This is a genomic window from Leptospira ainlahdjerensis (assembly GCF_016919175.1).
Lineage (GTDB): Bacteria > Spirochaetota > Leptospiria > Leptospirales > Leptospiraceae > Leptospira > Leptospira ainlahdjerensis.
In genome coordinates, this window is record NZ_JAFFPU010000024.1 from 126,151 (window position 1) to 150,482 (window position 24,332).

General features: G+C 41.2%; 15 protein-coding genes and 1 pseudogene. 5 read left to right on the top strand and 11 right to left on the bottom strand.

All coding sequences use genetic code 11. The features are described from left to right. Positions 1 to 180 precede the first annotated feature (180 nt). The 3 genes from JWG45_RS05855 to JWG45_RS05865 all read right to left on the bottom strand — a co-directional run bounded on the left by JWG45_RS05855 (position 181) and on the right by JWG45_RS05865 (position 5,367). Positions 181 to 1,803: a caspase family protein gene (locus JWG45_RS05855; protein ID WP_205278826.1), complete on the bottom strand. Its 1,623-nt coding sequence runs from the start codon at positions 1,801 to 1,803 to the stop codon at positions 181 to 183. 590 nt (positions 1,804 to 2,393) lie between these two features. Then, on the bottom strand, positions 2,394 to 3,395 hold the full coding sequence (ilvC, locus tag JWG45_RS05860) for a ketol-acid reductoisomerase (RefSeq protein ID WP_205278827.1): 1,002 nt from the start codon (positions 3,393 to 3,395) through the stop codon (positions 2,394 to 2,396). A 382-nt stretch (positions 3,396 to 3,777) separates the two neighbouring features. Then, entirely contained in the window at positions 3,778 to 5,367 is a 1,590-nt protein-coding gene (locus JWG45_RS05865) for a methyl-accepting chemotaxis protein (RefSeq protein ID WP_205278828.1), read from the bottom strand. 276 nt (positions 5,368 to 5,643) lie between these two features. Here JWG45_RS05865 and JWG45_RS05870 point away from each other — a divergent pair, with 276 nt between their 5' ends. Then, entirely contained in the window at positions 5,644 to 6,090 is a 447-nt protein-coding gene (locus JWG45_RS05870; protein ID WP_205278829.1) for an OsmC family protein, read from the top strand. A gap of 13 nt (positions 6,091 to 6,103) precedes the next feature. Here the strand turns inward: JWG45_RS05870 and JWG45_RS05875 are convergent, their stop codons facing one another. The 3 genes and pseudogenes from JWG45_RS05875 to JWG45_RS05885 form a co-directional block, all read right to left on the bottom strand. Beyond that, entirely contained in the window at positions 6,104 to 9,271 is a 3,168-nt protein-coding gene (locus JWG45_RS05875; protein WP_205278830.1) for a SpoIIE family protein phosphatase, read from the bottom strand. 192 nt (positions 9,272 to 9,463) lie between these two features. After that, positions 9,464 to 10,925, bottom strand: a pseudogene (locus tag JWG45_RS05880) (NAD-dependent succinate-semialdehyde dehydrogenase). Between the two features lie 166 nt (positions 10,926 to 11,091). Then, positions 11,092 to 12,861, bottom strand: coding sequence for a GMC family oxidoreductase (locus tag JWG45_RS05885; protein ID WP_205278831.1), 1,770 nt, complete (start codon positions 12,859 to 12,861; stop codon positions 11,092 to 11,094). Positions 12,862 to 12,979: 118 nt separating this feature from the next. On the opposite strand from JWG45_RS05885, the gene JWG45_RS05890 reads away from it, so the two are divergent. From JWG45_RS05890 to JWG45_RS05905, 4 genes are all read left to right on the top strand, one after another. Beyond that, positions 12,980 to 14,419, top strand: a complete 1,440-nt coding sequence (locus JWG45_RS05890; RefSeq protein ID WP_205278832.1) for a flavin-containing monooxygenase — start codon at positions 12,980 to 12,982, stop codon at positions 14,417 to 14,419. Continuing rightward, the gene (locus JWG45_RS05895; protein WP_205278833.1) at positions 14,406 to 15,437 is read left to right on the top strand and encodes an alpha/beta hydrolase; all 1,032 of its coding nucleotides are present in this window, start codon (positions 14,406 to 14,408) and stop codon (positions 15,435 to 15,437) included. Before JWG45_RS05890 ends, JWG45_RS05895 begins: the two co-directional genes overlap by 14 nt. Positions 15,438 to 15,551: 114 nt before the next feature. Continuing rightward, positions 15,552 to 16,877 (top strand): alkaline phosphatase D family protein, encoded by a 1,326-nt coding sequence (locus JWG45_RS05900; RefSeq protein WP_205278834.1) that lies wholly within the window; start codon positions 15,552 to 15,554, stop codon positions 16,875 to 16,877. 7 nt (positions 16,878 to 16,884) lie between these two features. Further along, entirely contained in the window at positions 16,885 to 17,709 is an 825-nt protein-coding gene (locus tag JWG45_RS05905) for an alpha/beta hydrolase (RefSeq protein WP_205278835.1), read from the top strand. Positions 17,710 to 17,716: 7 nt separating this feature from the next. Here the strand turns inward: JWG45_RS05905 and mtnP are convergent, their stop codons facing one another. The 5 genes from mtnP to JWG45_RS05930 form a co-directional block, all read right to left on the bottom strand. Beyond that, the gene (gene mtnP / locus JWG45_RS05910) at positions 17,717 to 18,580 is read right to left on the bottom strand and encodes an S-methyl-5'-thioadenosine phosphorylase (RefSeq protein WP_205278836.1); all 864 of its coding nucleotides are present in this window, start codon (positions 18,578 to 18,580) and stop codon (positions 17,717 to 17,719) included. Positions 18,581 to 18,681: 101 nt separating this feature from the next. Beyond that, positions 18,682 to 20,250, bottom strand: coding sequence for a methyl-accepting chemotaxis protein (locus JWG45_RS05915; protein WP_205278837.1), 1,569 nt, complete (start codon positions 20,248 to 20,250; stop codon positions 18,682 to 18,684). A 134-nt stretch (positions 20,251 to 20,384) separates the two neighbouring features. Next, on the bottom strand, positions 20,385 to 21,953 hold the full coding sequence (locus JWG45_RS05920) for a methyl-accepting chemotaxis protein (protein WP_205278838.1): 1,569 nt from the start codon (positions 21,951 to 21,953) through the stop codon (positions 20,385 to 20,387). Between the two features lie 135 nt (positions 21,954 to 22,088). After that, positions 22,089 to 23,198 (bottom strand): poly(ethylene terephthalate) hydrolase family protein, encoded by a 1,110-nt coding sequence (locus JWG45_RS05925; protein ID WP_205278839.1) that lies wholly within the window; start codon positions 23,196 to 23,198, stop codon positions 22,089 to 22,091. Between the two features lie 113 nt (positions 23,199 to 23,311). Then, entirely contained in the window at positions 23,312 to 24,151 is an 840-nt protein-coding gene (locus JWG45_RS05930; protein ID WP_205278840.1) for a bifunctional helix-turn-helix domain-containing protein/methylated-DNA--[protein]-cysteine S-methyltransferase, read from the bottom strand. Positions 24,152 to 24,332: the final 181 nt, after the last annotated feature.

Genomic DNA, 24,332 nt, shown 5'->3' on the forward strand with positions numbered 1-24,332 from the left:
AACTCTAAGTTCGATTTTAAACGGTTTGCAAGGGTCCGCTTCGAAGAATTACCCAAACGGATTCTATTTCCGAATCTGAATCCAAGTTTTAGCGATCGGATCTAAAGTTTTTTTGAGAAGAATTTATAATAAAAAAGCCTGCTCAACGAGCAGGCTTTTTTATTGGTACGGAATACTTGTTTAGTATTTCGTTTTCGTAGAAGGCATCTTCACATTGAGAATCACGTCTACCTTTGTGACATCCCCCTCTCTAACGTTGATCATCGAATTGTTCAGATTTAGATCTTCCGCAAAAGAGGCTTTGATTTCATAATCTCCAGGCTTGAGATTTGTGAACCAAAAGTTTCCTTCGTTGTCAGTATTCAATTTTTGAATTCCGGTTACGCTGGAAATCGTCGGCATGAAGATAGGTTGGTTGATCACCGGATTGTCCAATGTCTTATAAAAAACTTTTCCTTGAATCGCACCAAAACCGCTCATGGACGCGTTGATCGCGAGTTCATTCTTCTTATTTGGAAGAACGGCAAAAGTTTCTTGGATCTCAGGATAATCGTCCGCTTTGATTGTAATCTTATGAACACCGGCGGGAACCTTGCTCAGAGAAATCGTATAAATGTTTCCTGGAATCAACTTACCCTGTCTCTTCACTGCTCCCCAAAAATTGGAAGGAGATGCTGATACGGAAGACGTAAACTCCTGATCGTCGATAAAAACTTTTACGTTTCGATTTCCCTTTCTTTTCTTTTTAGCAAAGATCAAAACATCCGGTGGAAGATCGGAAAGTCCGTAAGCGCGGTCCTGAACGATCGTAGTTTTTAAAACCAAATCTCCTCTTTCATTGGTAGGAACCACAGGTGGTTCTTGCGGCGTCACTACAGGTTGTGCTGGATCGGGTTTAACCGGATCCGGTTCCGGTTCCACGGATGGAGGGGGAGGTTTTGGAGGATCGATCGGCTTAGGAGGTTCCGGATTCTTCTTTCCGGAAAGAAAAATCCCAGATGCGTTTCCGGAAATTTGCGGAACCTGCTCGTGTTGAAACTTCTTCGCCATCTGAACGGTTTCATCTTTCGATTTGAAGAAGGCCTCCAAGGCAGTGACCACGTTGTCTTTGTTTAGATCGGCGGTGCTGAGAGCTCTTCCAAAATTATAGGTAAAAATTCCGTGATTGATACTTCCACCCACTTCGATCGCGGTCTGATTATCGTCCGCGGAAGAAATAATCGCCTTATCTTGAAAGAAAAAGTCTTCGGAGTCCTGCTTCACGGTTCCGTCGCTTCCTTCGGGAATCGGAACGTCCGCCGAACCTCTGGTTGCTTTTCCTTTCTTAGCAATTCCGCCCGAAAAACAACAGTCGAAGATAAATACCGTTTTTGGAGATTTTACTTTTTCCAGATATTTGTTTAATTCATCGTCTTGGAGGTGAGGTCGATCATAACAGATGATCAAGTTTCGCATTCCATTTTTTGCGGATGCGTCTCTTTGAAACGCACCGTGGCCGGAGAAATAAAGAAGAACCGTATCTTCATCGCCTGCTTTTTTTCCTAAGGCTTTGATCTCTTTTTCAATATTATCCTTTGTAACGTCTTTTCCGAGGACAATTTTAACTTCGTCGAAATTTCCGACTCTTCGAATTTCATCGTTCAAATACTTTGCGTCCGCTTCGCAAAGATTGAGTTCCGGAATTCCTGCTTTATTACCGGTATAGTTAGAACCGAAAATGAGCCCGTATCTTTTTTGTGCAAAAGCATCCGTTGCAAAAAATAAAATCAAACAGACGCTGATTGCCGATAGCTTGGATTTCAAACCTGGCCTCCTGGGATGATTGAGAATGGAATCAGGGTAACAAAAGAAATCCTTTTGTCATTATTTTTTTAAGGAAAGAATTCGTTCTAAAGAATTTAGGAAAGAATTTTCAGTGCAAAAAGGAAGCTCGAATTTTTAAAAATTCTTAGAAACTCGGAAAGAATTCTAAGGTGCAAAAAAAATTTTGTCTGTTTCCCTTAAAAAACAGAATATCCTAGCATTTTTTTTCTTTGCAAAGAACGACTAAAGAAAACGGATTTATACAATTTGGAGAATCTAGATTTGCCTTCGTTTGGCGCCATGATGAAAGTGTTGGTATCGATCTATAATCGAAATACCCCCAAAATTCGAATTCAGGAATCTAAGAATTCTACCATTACTGAAATTGCGGGGATTTCCGAACTCTACGAAACGAAAAAAGCGAATCGATTCGGGATTCGTTTAGCGGAAAAAACTTTTAAAAAAATCAGAACGCCGGAGGTATCCCAAGATCGCACCTTTCGAAGCGGTTGATTTCGATTCTTCCGAAAACAAAAAACCCGGAAAGATTTCTCCTACCGGGTTGATTTAAAAAACGGAAAAAGAAATAATTATTTAGATAACCATTTCATCATGCTTCTCAGTTTTTTACCGACCGATTCGATCGGATGAGCCGCATTTTTTTCTCTCATATTCTTAAAGTTTGGATAACCTGCTTTTGTTTCGGCCATCCAGTTGTTTGCAAATTTTGCGCCCTTATCTTTCTGAATATCGTTAAGAACTTCTTTCATTCTTTGTTTTACGCCTGCGTCGATCACTCGAGGACCGCTAACGTAATCGCCGTATTCCGCAGTGTCGGAAATAGAGAATCTCATTCTTGCGAGACCGCCTTCGTAGATCAAATCGGTGATCAATTTTACTTCGTGAAGACATTCAAAGTATGCGATCTCAGGATCGTAACCCGCTTCCGTCAAAGTTTCAAATCCCGCCATAATCAAATTCGAAAGACCTCCACAGAGAACGACTTGTTCTCCAAAAAGATCCGTTTCGGTTTCTTCGCGGAAAGAAGTTTCTAAAATCCCAGCGCGTCCCCCACCTACTCCGGCAGCGTGTGCGAGAGCTCTTTTCTTAGCTTCTCCGGTGGAATCTTGATAGATCGCGATCAAACAAGGAACCCCGCCACCTTCGGTGTAAACTCTTCTTACAAGATGACCTGGTCCTTTCGGGGCCACCATATAAACGTCAACGTCCTTTGGAGGTTGGATAAAATCGTAATGAATGTTAAACCCGTGAGAGAAAACGAGCGCATCGCCTTTTTTCAGATTCGGTTCGATATCTTTTTTGTAAAGATCCGCCTGAATCGTATCCGGCGCTAAAATTTGAATGATGTCTGCTTTTTGAGAAGCTTCTGCAACGCTATAAACTTCGAAACCAGCGTTTTTTGCTTCTTGTACGGATTTGGATCCTTCTTTCAGACCGATGATAACTTTGAGTCCGGAATCCTTCATGTTTTGAGCCTGGGCGTGTCCCTGGCTTCCGTAGCCGATCACTGCAATGGTTTTACCTTTGAGTGAGCTTAAATCACAATCGGCGTCGTAATAAATATTTGCCATTTTCCCTTTCCTCGAGTGTTCCTTTTTACTAAACATTTGAAAAAGGGTAGAATGACAACTGAAATAAACAGACGTATTCTCTTCTGGAAAGCGGGATCAGAGGAATCGAATTCTTTTCCATTGGAGTCTGATTCTCCGTTCGGAAACGAAATCGAAACTGAATGTATTCTTTAGCACTTTTGCAAATGAAAACTCTTTTCATCCGGAAAACTATGAATTGATTCTTAAAATTATGTATCTTAAGAATGTAGAACTGAGCCGGAAATAAATCGGATCGGCTTCAAATTCTTTTACCGAATCAGGAAAATCAAAAACGTTTTAGAAGAACCGCTCGTTTTGCAGAAATGCAATTCCCATCATACCCGTTCGGATCGAAGCGGGATCAGAGTGTTTCGGATTTTGCAAGCGTATCCGCTTGAACTTCGAGTTCTTTTACGATCTCCGAAAGATTCTCACTTTTTTCCATCAGGGATTCCATAGAAGTTTGAAGAGAAGAAATCGCTTCCACAATTCCATGAAGTCCTAATTTTTGCTCGGATGAGGAGAGTTCGATTTCGGAAGAAAGCGAACGGAGGTGATCCAACGTCGAGAAGAACTGAGAATTGATTCTTTTCTGTTCTTCGAACATTTTGGTAAACTCATCGAATCGAGCAAATAAATCCTGGAACAAAGTATCTTGTTCTTTGACGTGACCTGCGGTTGTTTCTGCCGACTTCTGACCGGTGACAACGTGGTTCGAAGAATCTTTGATGATCTTAGAAATTAAGTCCGCATTTCCAGCGCTACTTTCAGCGAGTTTTGAAACTTCTTGCGCGACCACCGCGAAACCCTTCCCCGCCTCGCCCGCTCTTGCCGCTTCGATCGAAGCATTGAGGGAAAGTAAATTAGTGCGATCGGCAACTTCGGACATGATCCGGTTTACTTCTCCCACACTTCTAAAAGAATCTCCTAAAGAGGAAAGAGATTTAGAAAGTTCTTCCACAAATCCGGTTACCATCGAACCGGATTTCCGAACCTTTTCCAGACTCTGATCCAAGGTTTGGTTGAAAAGGGAAATCCTTTCGATGATGGATTTCAAATTTGAACTGTGATCAATTAAGGTTTCAATATTGCTAAATTGATTTTTTACGTTATCGGCGGAACTTTCCGTTTGAGATTGGAATTCTTCCATCGTAGAACTGATTTCCTCAAAAGATGATGCGTGTGTGGAAACCAGAAGAGAAAAATCGGACATGAATTCTTTCAGATTCTTGGAGGAATCCTTGAGATACATCGCTGATTCTCTCATCTTGTTGCTTCTTTCCGCAATCATCTTGTGAGACTCTTCCAATTCCGTTTGTCTGTATTCGGAATTCTCTCTTAAACTCATAAAAAGTTTTACGAGGGTTCTTACGATCAGAGCACAGGCCATTATAAAAAGAATCTTCGTTACCTGCTCCGAAACCGAAACATAGCCCAGAGAATTTGCGAGCTTCGTATCTTCGGTCAGAATGAGTCCGTATCTAGTCGCCGTTGAAACGACAATGATATTGGAGATGACTGAGAGTCCGCCGATCAGCAGAATAAAATTCGGAGCCAAAAGAAGACCGGAGGATATGATATAAAGATAGCTAATTCCGTATAACACCGGACTTTTCACCATTCCGGATGTAAATTCCGGAAGGTCCATCGCAGCCCCGACCATTACGAGAAACAAAACTAAAACGTCCGCAACGACAAAACCCTTACTCAAGTTATGGGAAATACTTCCCTTCGTCCTGATTTTAATAAGACTGTATAGGAAGTAAAAAAGCATCGCCGTAGTTCCGACCAAATACAGCGTATTCTGAACCGCATTGGTTCTTTTCCAACCGATCGCAATCGAGGAATAATAGAGTAAAATTAAACCGAGACGAATCCAGTTGATATACGCCGGACCGGAGGCGATGATTTCTTCGTCTGTTTTTCTTTTCGATTCTTGCTTCGAGGACATGATACTAATGACGAGAATTTACTTTGAAAATCAATGGTTTTTCTAAAAACCGCAATTTATAATTTATAATCGAAGAAGTCTCTATTCTGAAGATTGACGAGATCGTCTTTTGTATTCTTAACTTTGCTAATATTTCAATTTCCACGATTACTGGCAGGATTGTTTTTTGTCGCGTTGGACAAAGAATCAAAGAATGAAGTCGATTTTTTTCGGGAAAAATTTATTCTTGAATTAACGTTCTATTTGGCCGCTATTTAAAAATAGGAAGGTTTAAACATGTCCGAACACACAATTGGCTTACATTGGAAAAAAGGTCCTGAAGAATTCAAATATGATTCTTATGATAGAACTCACACCATTGAGTATGCGGGAGGACAAAAATTAAAAGGCTCTTCCACAACGGAAACCTTCGGAAAAGCCGAACACGCAAATCCGGAAGAGTTGCTGGCGTCTGCGGTTTGCAGTTGCCATTTTCTCACTTTTCTTGCGGTGGCTGCGAAGAGTCGATATATAGTTTCCTCTTACGAAGATAAGGCGATCGCCCTTCTGGAAAAAAATTCCGAGGGTAAGATGGTGGTCACCAAGATCGATCTTCACCCTAAGGTAACATTCGAAGGCGAGAGAATTCCGGATCAAGATGCCTTAGCCGAACTCCATGAAAAAGCCCATAGAAATTGTTTTGTTTCCAATTCGGTAAAAAGCGAAGTCACAATCCATCCTTAAAGGAAACTAATTTTCAAGTCTCGCTTTCCGCAAGGTTATGGGAATACTTCCTCAGGATCTCTTGGATTTTTAAAATGACTTCGTGATGGGGATCCACGGTCAAAGCGATGTCGACCATTTCCATAGCTCGTTTATAATTTTTCAAAGCGATATAGATTTGAGCAAGGTTGACTAAATTTTTAATATGTGTCGGCTCGCGAAGTTTGAGTCTTTCGCCAAAGTCCAGAGCCTTTTGAAAACTTCCGGATTTCCTCGCCGCAGTGGAAGCGATGTAAAGAATTTCTTTATCCACCGGTTTTAGATTTAAATAATCTTCAGCATAAAGCGCGGCGTTTCGATAGTCTTTCTTTTTGAGAAAAAGACTTACGAACAATTTTTTTACTTCCGGAATTTGATTGTTCAGAGTTTCCGCTTGTTCCAGAAAAGAAATTGCTTCTTCGATTTCCTTATTATTAGCGCCTTCCTTCGCTTTTTTTAAGAGTTCACGAATCTGTTCTTTCTCGTGAGCGAGTGCGATTTTGGATTCGCTTAAATTTTCTTTAAACGAAACTCGGACCAAAGAAAGGTCGTCCGTCAGAGCACCATGATTGTGAATTCCGTCGTAGATTCCCTGCAATTCTCCGCGAGCTTCTTCTACTTTTCTTAAAAATTCTTTTTCATCGTCGTTGATGATTCTTCCGCCTTCTCGATCCATACCTAGCAAGATATCGTCTCTTCCGTCCGAACCTGCGATGATAATGTCTCCCGGTTCCATCTGGAACGTTTTGATAAAGACGGTTCCTTCCATTCCCGTTGTTCCCAGTTTACGAAACATCAAATCGTCTTCGATAAAACTTGCGATTCCGTCCCTATACAAAACGGTCCAAGGATGTTCCGCGTTGATGAAATACATCAGTCCTGCTTCGTCGTCCACAACGCCTAACACGAGTGAAACGAGCATAGAGCCGTCAAAACTTTCAAATACTTTATGCAATTCTAAGAATGCGTTTTTCAACCAACGTTCCGGAGATTGTTCCTTCATGGTGGTGGCCATTCTCGTTCTTTCAATGATCGATTCAAAGACGGCTCCGAGAACCAACGCTCCGCCGGCACCTTGCATCGATTTCCCCATCGCATCCGCATTTAAGAACACAGTATAATAACGGTCTTGCAAATCGATATAATTGGAGATATTGATATCGCCGCCGATCTCATCGTTGAATCTTCGAAAGGAGAATTTCTTTTTCTGTTCGATTAAAAAATCGACTTTGACGTTTTCCTGACGCGCCTTATTGGACCCGAGAGGCTTGATCAAAAGAGAAGTTAAGAAATAATCCCCGTCCTGTTGTTGTTTCAGTTCCTGTACTTCTTCCAAAGTCTGTTGGAGTTCTTTCGTACGTTCTTGTACTTTTTCTTCCAATTCCTCTGCGTACTGTTGAAGTCGTTTTCTTGCCGCTTGGATAGAACGCGCCATTCTGTTGAACGAACGAGCGATGAATCCGATTTCGTCTTCGACTTTTACTTGAAGTCTATAATCCAAGTTTCCGGAATTGGCTTCTCTCAAACCGATCACAACTTCTTCCAGAGGATTGAGTAGAGCTCCTTGAAAGAAAAATCTGAATCCCAAAAGTACGAGTAGAATGATACAAATGGCGGAAATATAAAGGATCTGCCCCGTCGGATGCAGATAGTCTCTTAAAGACTCGTATCGAAAACCCACATCGTAGATCTTTCCATTCGAAGGCGAAACATAAAAATAAGCGATGTAGTGTTTTGGAATCGATCCGCCGAGTTCGTAAATCCTTTCGCCCTTATAAGTCCTCTCATCTTGTTTCCGAACTTGAGTGAGAAGAGCTTCGATCATTCGCTCTCTTTTAGCGGGATCGGCAACATTCTCCGATAAAGCGTTTTTTCTTAATTCTTTTAAATAGGCCGAAATTCCGGGTTTATCGGATTGAAAGAGTTTTTCCAGTGCGAGAGGATCATTTTTTTCCTTCGGGGGCAAATGAAAATATTTATTCCTAAGAACGACCAACTTCTTTTCCAAATTGTCAAAGAAGAATTCAACGTCCTTTCCTGAAAGTTCGGCTTCTTTTGCAGAGGAAAAATATTCCCTAATACCGGCTCGATACGCTTCAAAGCCCGCAGGCGATTTACTTAAAATCAACTCAACTCTTTCGCCGAAATCTTTATTGGAAAGTGCAGGAAGTTCGAACAAACTATGCGAAATTTTAAAAAATCGAAATTCTCTCAAGACCGTTTCATTGGGTTGTAAAGAACTATGCGAAGAGTAAGCGCGAGCGGAATCGGATTCCGCATCGTATTCAAAAACGTACTCCGCGTCCCTGGATACGTCTAAACCGGAAACCGACAGTCTGACTTCTTTTCTTTTAATCAGATCATATGAGTTTTCGTATTCATTGAAAATAAATAAACTTACGATCTGCAATACGAGAAAAAAAGTCGCGAGTGTGATCCCGGAGATCCTCGAGAGAATAGAGGTTTTTTCACTCGTATAATTGATATAACCGACAAGAATTACAAACAATCCGATAACAAGAGCGATATCCAAAACGGTCTGATATAATTCTCTGGAGACCGCCCCATCTCGGCTCATCGCGTTCAAAATTCCCGGAACAAGAGTGATGATCGTCAACGGAATCAAAATGATTCCGGTTATAATCCTTTCTTTACCTTTGAGCTTGAACATTCTCCAAATTCCGATCCCCATAAAAATGACCGTATAGAGAATAACCGTAACCGAATAAATTTTATAGAATAGGTTGATCTGAAAATCCCAGTAATGACCTGAAAAATAAAAAACTCTTTTTGCGGTTAAGGACTCATAGAAATACCAAGCGAAGATAACGATCACACCCGCGAGAGCGCTGAAAAAAATCGGCATTACTATCTTCTTCGAAACTGGTTCCGGATAATGAAGAAAAAACATGATGAGAAAAAGAAATCCTAAAAACGGAGACGGAATGACGATCCATCTGTGAAAGACGGACCAAGGTCCGTAAAACGGAAATCCGACCATATAACCCAAGTGAAAGATCCCGAGGCTAAACAATCCGATGCAGAGGTAGATCGTGCCGGACGCTTTTTCCTGAATCGAAAAGAAAAAGAAAACGGTAAACCCGATAAAGAGGACTCCGATTAACGAAGCCAAAGAGAAATAATTTAAATAGATAAGATCCATGGCAGGCACTCTAATAACTTCTTAAAATTTATATCGTCAAGCAAAAAGGAATTTCGTACATGCCTATCGAATGTTATAATTTGTTTAAAAAAACAAGATTCAATTTTCGGAAAAAGCGGAAAGATTTCATAAAAATCGAATATTGCTCCGTGGAAAGGCGATTGCCGTAACCTAACTGTGATTGTTTGCTACTTAAAAACCACCAATGCAGACATATTTGACGTTAAGATATTCCTGGATCCCGTATTTCGATCCTTCTCTTCCAAAACCAGATTCTTTGAGGACCGCCAAAGGGAACTTGCTCCGTCGATATCAGGCCCTCGTTGATCCCCAACATTCCCGCTTTTATATTCTCGGCTAAAAACCTCATCTTACGATAATCTTCAGTAAACGCGTACGAGGCTAAACCGGACGGTGTAGAATTCGCGACCTCGACCGCTTCTTCTATGGAATCGAATCGAAAAACGGGTGCGACCGGACCAAAAACCTCTTCCTGCATAGAAAGAGAATCTATCGACGCCTCGGATATTATCGTTGGAGAAAAAAAGAACCGATTGGATTCGGTTCTTTTTCCGCCTAAAAGAAGTTTGCCCCCTTTTTCTAAGGCATCTTCTATATGACTTTCCACTTTTCGAACCGCGACTTCGTTGATCAAGGGACCGATCGAAGTATTCTTTTCTAAACCGTTTCCGACTTTCAATTTTAGCACTGATTCCGAAAACAAACTTACAAAATCGTTATAAATTCCCTTTTGAATCAAAAATCGGTTCGCACAAACACAGGTTTGTCCCGAGTTTCGAAATTTAGAAAGAATCGCGCCCTTCACTGCGGATTCCAAATCGGCGTCGTCGAAAACTAGAAACGGCGCGTTCCCGCCGAGTTCAAGAGAAAGTCTTTTCAAAGTTTTCGAACATCGCTCCATGATCAGTTTACCCACTCGAGTCGAACCGGTAAAACTGATCTTTCTCACTTCGGAATGATCCATAAGAGTACTGGCAATTTCTTCCGGATAACCCGTTAACACTTGAAAAACTCCATCCGGAATCCCGGCCTCTTGTGCAAGAACAGCTAACGCGAGTGCGGAGAATGGTGTGAGCTCGGAAGGTTTGCTGATAACGGTGCAACCGGCCGCTAACGCAGCCCCGGCTTTACGAGTGATCATAGAGGAAGGAAAATTCCAGGGAGTCAAAATCCCACAAACGCCGACCGGTTCTTTGATGACTTCTATCTTAGTGTCTCTTCTATGACTCGGAACGATATCTCCATAAACTCTCTTTCCTTCTTCCGCAAACCATTCCAGAAAAGAAGCCGCGTAATCGATTTCTCCTCTCGATTCGGCCAGAGGTTTCCCTTGTTCCAGAGTCATCAGAATCGCCAAGTCTTCCCGATTCTTCTTCATTAGATCGGACCAAGATCGAATTAAGTTCGAACGTTCTTTTGCGGGTCGTTTGGACCAATCTTCAAAAGCAAACAGAGAAGTCTGAATCGCTTCCAAGGTTTCCTTTTTACCTAAGGAAGGAACCGCGCCAAGGACTTCCAAAGTCGCGGGGTTAATGACTTCGATTTTGAGATCGGAGTATCCTTCCTTCCAGGCGCATCCCCAAAATGCTTCCTGTCTGAATAATTCTTTTCTTTGAAGAAGTTCTAAACTCAATGAAAAACCTCGAGTCCTTTTATGATCGTAAAAGAAAGAAAGAAAGAAAGAAAAGAAGAATCTCTTTCCAGATCTTATTTTATTCAATCGAATCGGGAAAGGACGTTTGGACGAAATCCTTTTTGGAAAGGAAATTCGAGTTTTAGAATTCCTTAAAGAATCGCTATTATTTACGAACCTTTCCTTTTTTTGGCAATGCAGGTTTCATCTTAGAATTTTTTCTTGGTGAACGTATCGAGCCTGCGATCAACAAAGGGGTGATTCCGAACTTCTTCTCAAAAAGAAATTGTATCGGCTTAAATCCTTTTTTGGGAGGAATCAGGGACATCGCCCTTTCCGTAAGTGCGGTGATCGAAAGACTCGGGTTGACTCCAAGGTTCACCGTGATCATGGAACTATCACAGACTCTAAGATTCTGATAACCAAAGACGCGATTTTCAAAATCGATCACACCTTCTTTCGGGGAATCTCCCATGATACAGCCGCCCATGATATGACCCGTGATCGGTGCATTTAACAAAACGTCGTTGATTGAACTTCTCGGAATTCCGCCCGTTTTCTGCGCGATCCTTCTTGCGGTCTCATTAGCGACGGGAATATACGCGGGAGTTTTTTCTCCTTCCGTAAGAGTAGAACTCATACTTTTCTCAAAGGGCCAAGCAAATCTTCTGGTGCGGACCAATCGAATCTTATTGTCCAAGGTTTGCATAACCAGAAGAATCAAAGATTTTTGAGCGAATCCAAACGGCCAGGACGCTTTGAAAAAATAAACAGGATTGGTGAACAATGTGAAGAAATATTTTAGAGGTCTTGGAAACTTTCCACCGCCGTCGGTAAGAACCGAAGCGATCGTTCCGAAAAAGTCGGAGCCTTTCGGATAACGCACTGGTTCCATGTGAGTGTGTTCATCCGGATGAATCGAAGAAGTAATCGCAACTCCGCGGGAATAATCGACGTCCTTTGTAAAGTTTGTAATCGCCAAGACAGTTTCACTATTTGTACGGACGCTGTCTCCGAGCGCCGGCGAAAGTCTTGTCATCTTTCCTTTTTGTTTCATCTTCAAAAGAAGTCCGACTGTACCCATCACCGCCGCGGAAAGAATTACATTTTTTGCATATAACGTTTTTTTAGGGAATCCGAGAAATCCGGTTGTGGAGCGGGTTTGAATTTGATAACCGAATTCTCCAGTCGCAAAAGAATCAGCTTCTCCTTGTTCGTTGATCGGAATTAGAGAAACCACTTTTGACTCGGGAAAAATTTTCGCTCCCATTTTCTCCGCAAAATAAAGATAATTTTTATCCAACGTATTCTTAGAATTAAACCTGCAGCCTACCATACAACCGCCGCAGTGATTGCAGGAAACACGATCCGGACCTTCTCCTAAAAAGTAAGGGTCTTTTGAAAGTTTACCGGGTTTTTCTCCGAAATAAACTCCTACTGGAGTAGGACGAAAGGTTTCCCCTCTTCCCATCTCATCCGCGATTTCTTTGAGGATATAATCCGATTCGTACAACTGAGGATTTTGAGTTACTCCGAGCATTCTCGAAGCGATCGAATAAAACGGGAGAATTTTCTCTTTACCGCCTAACTTTTTAAAGGTGGGAGAATTGAGAACCTTATCTCCGGGAACATAAAGAGTATTCGCATAAACAAGACTTCCCCCTCCGACTCCGGCTCCGCTTACGAGAAAAAAATCTTTCAAGAGGTTTAATCTCTGTATTCCGTAAAATCCGATTCTTGGCATCCAGAGATATTTGTTAAGCGACCAATTTGATTTCGGAAAATCTTCCGATCTCCATCTTTTACCCGATTCTAGAACGGCGACGGAATATCCTTTTTGGCTCAGTCTCATGGCGGAGACACTTCCGCCGAAACCGCTACCTACTATGACGTAGTCATAATCATAGTGAACATTTGTTCTCTTTTTTTGTTCCATAAGTATTCATTAATAATCGGATGAATTATAAATTCAAAACTTTTTTTAATTGACTGTCTCATATTTTAAAGCTCTATCATAATTCCTAACGTATTGTTTTATTAAATAGGAGAAGGATATGTCTTCATTGCCTCGTGTTTGTGTTATAGGAGCTGGTTCTAGCGGAATCACGGTTTGTAAAGCTCTCAAAGATAAAGGAATCCCTTTTGATTGTTATGAGGCGGGAAGCGAAGTCGGAGGAAACTGGAGATTCAACAACGACAATAAGATGAGTAATATCTATAAGTCTCTCCATATTAACACTCACAGAGATAGAATGGAATACAGAGACTATCCGATGCCTAAGAGTTACGCCGATTATCCTGGGCACCAAAGAATCTTAGAATACTTTATCGACTACGTTCATCATTTCGGACTTCGAAAGAACATCCACTTCAAAAATCCGGTGGTTCACGCGGACTATCAAGACGACGGAACTTGGTTGATTACGACCGGAGACGGAAAGCAAAAATTCTATGATGCGTTGGTAGTTTCCAACGGACATCATTGGTCACAAAGATGGCCGGATCCTCCGTTTCCAGGTAAGTTTACCGGGAAGATCATCCACTCCCATTCTTATGTCGATCCTGATAACCCGATTAAACTCACCGGTAAACGAGTTGTGGTTTTAGGAATGGGTAATAGCGCGATGGACATTACCGTCGAACTTTGCAGACCCGGTGTCGCCTCTAAAGTTTTTCTGGCCGCGAGAAGAGGAGCTTACATCATTCCAAATTATCTTTTTGGAAAACCATTAGATAAGTCCACGGAAATGATTCCGGTTCATACTCCATTCTGGATTAAGAGTTTTATCATGGGACTGGTTCTTAGATTTGGGGTCGGAAATGTGGAGGACTTCGGTTTGCAAAAGCCGGATCACAAACCGGGGGCGGCCCATCCGACGATCTCTCAGGATATTCTCGTACGATTAGGAAGAGGGGACGTAACTCCAAAACCGAATATCGAATCTTATAACGGCAACAAAGTTCGTTTTGTAGACGGAAGTGAAGAAGAAGTGGACGCGGTAATCTACTGCACGGGTTATAACGTCAAGTTTCCGTTCTTTGAGGAAAGTTTAATCGCTGCTAAAGACAATCATTTACCTTTGTTCCATCGTATGATCAAACCTGAGTTTAAGAATTTATTCTTTGTCGGTTTGTATCAACCTTTAGGAGCGATTATGCCATTGGCAGAATTTCAAGGTAAATGGATTTCAGAATATCTAACCGGCAATTACCAGCTCCCGACCACAGAAGAAATGAATCAAACGATAGAAAAATACGAATCGCAAATGAAAAAACGTTATGTGGCATCGACCAGACATACGATGCAAGTCGACTTTGAAGATTTTCTCTACGATATGAAAAGCGAACTCAAAAAAGGGACACAGAGAGCAAAGAAAAATGGAAACAAAGTAAACGTGGAAGCGATCGCCGAACACAAACAAGTTTCCAAAAACGGAGTCGGTTCGAGCAAACACGGAGTGAAAAGGAAAAAGGGCGTCCTTGCAAAAGCTTGAACGTATAATTCTTCGATGGATTTTAAAACTACCGGAGGGAATTCTTAGAAGAATCTCCGGCGGAATCCTGCAAAAACGAGAGAGGATTTTAGACGCGAAACTCCAAATGTCCTTGTATCTCGCAAAGACAAAACCCCGTCTTGAATCTCTCGCTCCAAAAGATGCAAGGACGTTTTACAAAAACTCTATGCTTCTGTTCGATCTCGAATCGGAAGAACTCTTTCAAGTCGAGAATTTTACGATTCCGGTTTCAAGCGGAAGAATCGGAATCAGACTCTATCGACCCACACTAACCTTGACCCTCCAACCCGCGCTTGTCTATTTTCACGGAGGCGGATTTGTAATAGGCGATCTCGATTCTCACGATAGGCCTCTGCGTTACCTCGCAAAAAAAACCGGGTCAATGATTCTTTCTGTCGATTACAGACTTGGACCCGAGCATAAGTATCCGACTGCTGTAGAGGACAGTTTTGTCGCTTATCAATGGATTCTTAAAAACGCAAAGGAGTTAGGAATTCTTTCCAAAAAAATCGCGGTCGGCGGAGACAGCGCCGGAGGCAATCTTGCGGCAAATCTTTCCATTCTATCTAAAAAGAAAAGAATTCAATCTCCTCTTTTTCAACTATTGATTTACCCTTATTTAGATCTTCTCCGAATGAGCGCGAGCCGAAATGAATTTGGCCGCGGATATGCTCTAACGAACAAGTTATTGGAGTATTTTAATTTTCACTATTTGAAAAATCCGCTCGATGCAAAAGAGATCTCAGCGTCGCCGATTCTTCATAAGAAAAAAACGGACTTCCCAAAAACTTATATTCAATTGGCTGGATTTGATCCGTTACAGGACGAAGCGTTGGAGTTGATCGAATCTCTAAAAAAAGCGAAGGTTCCGGTCACTCATAGTATGTATGAGAGTTTAGTTCATGGGTATTTTAATTTTGCAGGAGTGATTCCGGAAGCGAAGAAGGCTTTGGACGAACTCGTGATTTTTATAAAAGAAGGATTTCAGATAAAATAAATGTTCGTCTCAATCGGATAAAATCGTTTTTTAGAGGAGAAACAAAGATCAAAAGTTTCTCTTGAATTTTTTAAACGTTCATGAAATGGTTTGGATTTCAGGGGAAATTTCTTTATGAAATCCAAAATCAAATCGATCCAAAAACTTCTACTATTCTTTTTTATTTTTTCTCAATCCACACTCAACGCCGATTCTTCCAGAATTTCTTCGGGTCCCATCGTAGGTTATTCCACACTAAAAGAAGTTTTGGTCTGGGTTCAAACGGAAAAGAAGGCTTCGGTAATATTAGAATATTCTGAAATTGAAAATCAAAAGCGCAAATTTCTCTCAGAGGAAATTCAAACACAATCCAAAACCGGATTTGTCGCAAAGCTGATCGCGAATCAGGTTCAGCCCGGAAAACGTTACACTTACAATCTAATCTTAGATGGAAAAAAGATCGAAGCAAAACATCCTCAAACCTTTCAAGCGCAGTCTTTTTTTGCGACCGGACAAAATCCTCCGTCCTTTACGTTTGCACTCGGAAGTTGCGCCTATGTAAACGAAACGGAATATGACGTTCCCGGAAAACCCTATGGCGGAGATTACTTCGTCTACAACTCGATTCTTTCCAAAAAACCAGATTTTATGCTCTGGCTCGGAGACAATATCTATCTTCGAGAAACGGATTGGGATTCAAAGACTGGATTTTTACATCGATACAAACATCAAAGAGGAATTCCTGAGTTAGGTCCTTTGTTCTCTTCTCTTCATCACTATGCAATTTGGGACGATCACGACTTTGGGCCGAACGACGGAGATTCTTCTTTTTGGATGAAAGATACCGCGGAAGAAATGTTCAAACTTCACTGGGGAAATCCGAACTACGCCAAAGAAGGCATTTACGGATCCTTTACTTGGGGAGACGCGCAATTTTTTCTTCTCGACGATCGAACATTTAGGACGGCTAACAATAACAAGGTGGTCGGTCCGAGACAAATCTTAGGCGAAAAACAATTTCAGTGGCTCGTAAATTCTTTGGCGTTTTCCAAAGCAACCTTTAAATTTGTCGCGATCGGCGGACAATTTCTGAATCCAAACGCGGTCTATGAAAACTATGCGACGTATCCAGAGGAAAGAAATAAAATTCTTTCGGCTATCCGCGAATTGAAAACAAAGAACGTAATTTTCTTAACCGGAGATCGTCATCATACGGAATTGAATCTTCTCAAAGAAGACGGTGTCGAACCGATCTATGATTTTACGGTTTCTCCATTGACTTCGGGAGCTTATCCCGTTACTGAGAAGAATCCTTTGAGAATCGAGGGAACCCTTGTCGAACAAAGAAATTTCGGACTTGTTTCCATTACCGGAAAACGAGGAGAAAGAAAATTGTTACTCCAGATATTCGATGTAAACGGAAAAGAACTCTGGAAAAAAGAAATCATTCCAAGTCCTTAAAATTTTTATGAAACAAACTATGACAATCTTCTTAAGTATTCTTCTTTCCTTCTTTTCCCTGATCCTTCTACTCGCCTGGTGGAATCAGGATAAATTGATATTCTTCCCTGAAAAACTACCGGAAGATTACTCGTTTCGATTCCCGTCTGAATTTCAAGAGATAGAACTTTCAACACGAGACGGAGAAAAAACTTACGCTCTCTATTTCAAAGCAAAGAACAACATTCAAAACAAAACGATTCTTTTCTTTCATGGAAACGCGGGAAGCCTAAGAAGTTGGGGAGGAATTTCGGAAGATTTTGTTTCCTTAGGCTGGAACGTTCTGATAAGCGATTACCGAGGTTATGGAAAGAATACGGGAAAACTTTCAGAGGACACAATGTATGAAGACGGAAAACTCTGGCTCGATCATACAATCAATAAATTGAATATTCCGAGAAAACAAATCGTTGTCTATGGAAGATCGATCGGAACCGGAGTCGCGGTCGACTTGGTTTCCAAAAACCCGGATCTCATTTTATTTTTAGAAACTCCGTTTACGGATCTGCCGTCCTTGGCTATGAATTATTATCCATTCTTACGATCTTGGATGTTACGCTTTCAATTTGAAAATTTAAAAAAATTAGAGCTGATCAATTCAAAGATTCGGATTTTTCACGGAACCGAAGATGAAATCATTCCGTATCAGAACTCGGAAATTATATTCGAAAAGTTGAAATCGAAAAAGAAAGACGTGGTTCTTTATACGATCCAAGACGGAACCCACAACGATTTGACGGTCTTTCCGGAATATCACCAGGCTTTGAAAAAAAGCCTGGATGAAATTCGTTGATTCTTTGTTAGAAATATTCGGGGAAAAGAACCTTGAGTTTCTTAACGGTTTCAGGATTTCTTTTTTCCGGAGCCGTTATGATGGAATACTTCGTACTGTTTTTCAGACTCAGGTCATCTCCGTTTCCGATAACGTCGATGAGTTCTGCGAGTAGTTTCTTTGCGGTTTCGGCGTTCTTCGTGAGATTGGCGATTACCATCTCCAACGTAACGGATTCTTCTCCTTCTCTCCAACAATCGTAGTCGGTGGACATACAGATCATCTGATAGGCGATTTCAGCCTCTCTTGCGAGCTTCGCTTCCGGAAGTACAGTCATGTTGATGATATCGGCCCCCCAAGAACGATAAAGATGAGATTCCGCTTTTGTGGAAAACAAAGGCCCTTCCATGCAAACGAGGGTTTTGTTCGTATGAATTCCCAATCCTATTTTCTTTGCAGTCGCTTCAATTCGTTTACTCAGATTGGATGAAAAAGGTTCTGCGAAAGGGGCGTGAGCAACAACCCCATTTCCAAAATAAGTCGCGTTTCTAAGTCGAGTTCGATCGATCACCTGAGATGGCAAAACGAAATCGAGAGGTTTGATTTCTTCTCTTAAACTCCCAACGGAACTGAAAGCAATGATCTCTTCTACACCTAACTGTTTTAAGGCGCAGATATTTGCATGATTCGGAACTTCAGGCGGTAATAAGAAATGTCCGACTCCGTGTCTTGGTAAAAATGCGATGAGCTTTCCTTTGTAATTACCGATTTTGATTTTATCGGAAGGTTTACCCCAAGGGGTGTCAGGAAAAATCTCCTCGATCAATTCCATTCCGTCGAGACTATAAAGCCCCGTTCCTCCGATGATAGCCGCCTTTACATGATGAGACATGAATCCATACTCCTAAACGAAAGTTCTCACATTCTTCAGGGTCAGTTTTGGAAGATGGACTTAAATTGTAAATCGGAAGTGCTTTTCCAGCACTAAGAGTTTTACGAAGTGCTAAGATTTTTTAATTCCAAAGACTGGTTTCGAATTTTCTCGACTTCCATTTGAAGTTTGCCGGACTCTTGATTGATCTGGTTGATTTCCTTTTCCAAATTCACCATAGTCTTTACCATCTCTTCCTGTCCGACCATCTGTTCTTTTGTGGATTCGAAAATTTCTCCTGAGAGTTGTTTGATACGTTCGACTTCCGATACAAAGTCTTGGATAATTCTTCGTTGCTCCTGATAGAGTTTGCCCATTTCTTCGATTCGATTAACCGTCTCTGAAATTTTCAACTTTTGGCGATTGGTCAAATCTCCCGTATCATTCGAAGCCTTATTTGCTTCTCCAATAAATTCCCGAGATTGTTTTACGATTACGGAAATATTCTTTGCATTTTCCGAAGTAAATTCCGCGAGTTTACTGACTTCGTTTGCAACGACTGCAAACCCCCTTCCGGCGGCTCCGGCTCGAGCCGCTTCGATCGAGGCGTTGAGTGCGAGCAAATTAGTTTTATCCGCGATTTCGCCCATGATCTGATTGATCTCGTCAACTCTATTAAAAGAATTTGATATGTTTTTCAGGAAGTGTGTGGTCTTTCCCGCCGCCTCAGAAACGTTATCCATATCGACTTTGTTCTCGTTCGCATAAGAACCAAGATCCTTTGAAAATTGAGCGATACTTTCAATAATGTCTCCGAGATTTTTGGATTTTAGATTCAAATCCACCAAACTTCGATTTTGCGTTTCTATGGAACCGGATGTACTCTGAGAGGAAGCGGATAATTCTTCGATCACCGCGTTTACCTCCTCTAAGGAGGCCGCTTGTGATTCCATTTTTTCACCGGTATTATTGATGAACTCGGCAAAATTCTGAATGGAATTTTCCAAACTTTCAGCGGAAAGGTGAATCGACTTTTGATTGGATTCCAATCTTGCCAAAAATCCACTGCTCTCCTCCGAAAGTTTCACCGCTTGATCGGCAAGTTTCATAAAGAGATTCATGAGTTGCGCAAGAATAATTCCCGCAACAAAAACGAATAAAATTTTGATAATTTCCACACTTGTGGTCAACATCCCCGGTTTGTTCGCGAGATTCGGATCCTCGGACAATTCTACTCCAAAAAGAACGGCTACGCTGAGTGCGATAGTCGATCCCAATGCACCTAAGAATCCGATCAAGATTACGAATTTTTTTTCTCCTAAGAGACCTGCGTAGATATTGATATAAAAATAGATGAAAAAAAGAATTACGTTCTTCATTACGCCGGATGCGACGGTTGGAGAAATCATGGCGTCAAAAATCAAAGTACAACTGAGGATGACCGAGTCGAGTATTACGGAAGTCTTATGAACCCATTTCGGAACGTCACCAAAACGATTCCAGATAAAAATTCCGATACAATAAATCCACATTGCAAGCGTCCCACCGGAATGAATGATCAATTGTGTTGGGTTGAAAACCTTCATTGCTCCCAAAATCGAGAGCGTAAACAGTATCACGAGGCCGAGGCGGATTCGATTGATTAAAACGGCGCCATTCTTTTGAATGAGGTCGAGAGAACTTTGACTCATATTTCTATGAGAGGATCTAAATTTCGTAATTCAAACAATTCCCCGATAAGGAACTGGTTTTTTAGACTTCCAATTTGTCTCCGAAAGACACAAAATGAAATCAGATTTTTCTCATTCTGAAATCGATAAAGAACTCAAACGACACTCAGCGCCTTCAAGTCTTTTGATTGGGACTTGATACTCAAGACGCCGTCTTGAATCTTGCCCGATTCACGAGTAATCTCGTTGATCTCTTTTTCGAGGGCAAACATCGCTTTCATCATTTCTTTTTGTCCTACCATCTGCTCGTGTGTGGAGTGAAAGAGTTCATCCGAAAGATTTTTCACTTTGCTTAAATTCCGAGCAAAGTCTTGAACGATTGCCGTACCTTTTTCATACAAGCGAGTCATTTCTTCGATACTAGAAACTGTTCCATTGATCTTAAGACTTTGACCTTCGGTCAACAATCCAGTATCTCTTGAGGAATGATTTGCTTCTTCGATAAACTGAAGCGAATCATGAACAACTTTGGAAATCATCTTTGCATTGGAAGCGGTGAATTCTGCAAGCTTACTTACTTCTTGCGCGACAACCGAAAATCCTCTTCCGGCCGCTCCGGCCCTTGCGGCCTCGATCGATGCGTTTAAGGAAAGAAGATTTGTTTTATCGGCAATTTCTCCCAAGATACGATTGATTTCATCGACCCTTTGAAACGAATTCGAGATATTCTTCAAAAACGTGTCCGTCTTTTCCACCGAATTCTTAACCGTTTGCATTTCGATTTTACTTTCGTTTGCGCTGATTTCCAAATTCTTAGATAGTTGCGAAATTTTAGTTATGATTTCGAGAAGAGTTTGGGATTTCCGATTCAGCTCGATCAGATTTTCGTTCTGAGTCCGGATCGAATCCACATTGTTTTCCGAAGACTTAGAGAGAGAAGTGATAACTGCGTTCACTTCCTCTAAAGACGCCGCTTGCGATTCCATCTTAGAACTTGTTAAACTCGTAAACTCCGAAAAATTAGAAACTGAAATTTCCAAAGTTTCTGCAGAAGAATGGATGACCTTACGATTGTTTTCCAAACGGGAGAGAAAGTCTTTGTTTTCTTTAAAGTAAGAAGCCGCCTCGCGATAAAGATTGTCGAACAAGTCCATCAAACGATACAGGATAAAACTGACGGCAAACATAAAAATAATTTTCGTTATTTCGGAACTCAATTTCATAAAACCGGGCGCCGTGTTGATCGTATTGTTTTCCGAAAATTGTAGTCCGTGAAAGGTCGCGTTGACCAAACCAATCGAATATCCGACCGCACAAAACAAACCAGTGACCAAAACAAATCGAGGGCTTCCAAGTAAGCCTGAATAGGCGATGATAAAATAATACACCGAATATAGAATTGCGTTTTTTAGAACGGGAGCTATGATTTCCGCTGAAACCATCCCGTCGACTAAAATCGTCCCGCTCAAAAGAAGCGTATCAAATATGATAAAAATCTTATGCGCAAGCGGACTTATATTATATTTTTTATACAAAGCAAAGCCGATGAGCGTATAAACGCACATAAAACCTGCGGCAAAACTATGATTGATCAGAATCTGAGGATGTAACGTTTTAACGCTCGATGCAAGAGAGATAAGCATCATGACCATAATTCCTATTCTCGAATAATAGGTAAGGGTTTCTCCCTTTTTGCGGATCGATTCAATGGACTGTTTGGACATAGACCAATCGTCTATAGAATTTCATTTAAGTAAATGAAAAGTACTCGGCGAAATCCGAAATAGTTAACTTTATTATAAGAAGACATAGTTTCATTCCCGAAGATTGGTGATTCGTTCGGGTCTTAGGCAATTCGCTTAAAATCTTGGATTCAAAGAATTGGAAAATGGATGAATGAAATAGCTTTCGGGATGCAGAGCCGCCGGCGTATCGGAAACACTCATCACTTTCACGGATTGTCCGTCGGGATATGTCCCCATCGTCTTCTGATCATTTGATCCGTTTCCCAAAGCAATGCCCTTTGCGATTACGGAATTATAAAAGCTATAATCGGTCAACGCGTCCAATTGTCTCCAGACCCCAAAGTAGTCTAACGTGTCCAAAGAACCGAGTCCGATCACGGTATTCTTAATGGGCGTATAATGATCCGCATTGAGAACATAATCGTTATGGGTATCGGAATAAACGACTTGAAAATCCTTTTCCGAAGCGGCAGTGCCGATTCGTGTAAAAATATCGATCGCCATTCGATTATCCACTTCGTCGTCGTTATCGTAAATCTGTGCGATCATTTTCGTTGAATTCGTAAACTGCGCGAGTTGTGCATTGCTGATTGAAAAAGAATACCAAGGCGCCAAAAGAAAAATAAAGGAGCCGTTGCTTCCCCATCCTTTCTGAACGATTCCTTGATGAGCCAGATACGGAGTTGCTCCACCTCCGTACGAATGTCCCATATAACCGACTCGAGTCGTATCGATGATATTCGCATACTGCTCGACAGCGAAGTTGATTCCATCCAACATAAATTTATAATTTTCGGTAGGGTCTCTTCTATCGGAAATATATATGGGGAAAACTACCACATATCCTTTGGAAACATAAAAATCGATCAGCGGGAAATAGGCTTCCGCGGAAGGCGAACTAAAACCGTGCATGAGGAAAAGAACCGGGGCTTTTGTCGTTTGACCCGTTGGATAGTAAACACAGACATTACGGGGTGCGCTCGGATTTGGAAGAGCCGCGACAGAAACTGCATTTGCACCGCGAGAACCGTATCCTTGTGAAATCGGAGCGATCGGACCGTAATAGCCGACGGGAGTGATTGCACAAGTATTGATCAAATAGGGATAACTTATAATCAAGAGAGCCTCAAAGAGAGGTTCCAAAGTTTCCTCTTGAAAACTTTTTGAATTTTGTTTACAAAAGAAAAGTCCGAAGATAATAAAAATTCCTAACAAACGTTTCATAAATTCTCCGAATACTTTCTCTTGATAAAAACGTAATTTATAGTATTCATTTCCGCTTGAAAATGAATATTATAGATCGATTCCAAATTCTACCCCAAGAGCCAAGATCTGATTCAAGCGGAAAGTGAATTTGATTTACTGACTTCCCAGCCGATCATCGCCATCTTTCTTTCGGAACCCCATCTGTATTCTCCAATTCCTCCAGTGCTTTTGATCACTCGATGACAGGGTATCAAATACCCGATCGGGTTTTTACCGATCGCAGAACCAACCGCTCTCGATGCGTTTTCTTGATCGATTGAAGTCGCAATTTTAGAATAAGAAGACAGGTTTCCTTCCGGGATTTTGAGTAGGGCTTCCCAGACCTTGATTTGAAAATCGGTTCCTTTTAAGTGAAGTTTAATTTTGTCTTTGGTATCCAACGTATTATCGAAAAAACGAACGACCCGCTCCTGGTTTTCGTCCACTTTTTGTATCAAATCGGCTTGATCCCATTGCTCCCTAAGTTCGGAAAGAATTTCTTCTTTTGGAATATCATAAAAGAATAAATTACAAATTCCTTTTTCAGTCGAAGCCACCAAGTATTCTCCGAAGATTCCTTTTTGAAAACTATAACGGATCGTGAGTTTTTCACCTCCGTTTTTGAATTCGCCGGGAGTCATTCCTTCTATCTTTACGAATAGATCATGAAGTCTGCTTGTTCCGGAAAGTCCGGTTTCAAAGGCCGCATCAAATAAGGTCGATTGAGGTTTGGAAAGAATCGATTTTGCATTTTGAAGCGTGAGGTATTGCAGGAATTGTTTCGGACTAACTCCCGCCCATTCCGTAAAAAGTCTCTGAAAATGAAACGGACTTAGATTTACGGATTTTGCGATCTCTTCTAATTCCGGTTGTGACGTGGAATTTTCTTGGATGAATTGAATGGCTGTTGCGATTTTTTGGTAGTGATCCATAGCAAAAAGAATATATCAAAAGAGACTTTTTAAAACCCGATCCTTGCTGTTTTCAATTTTTTTACATTCGCTTTTGGAGATAATTTTAATTCTTTCGCAACCAAAAAAAGAAAGGACCATTTGTTCCGACAAACTAAATGTTCCCGTAAAAATCCATTCAAACGGACTTGAAGCCGACTTG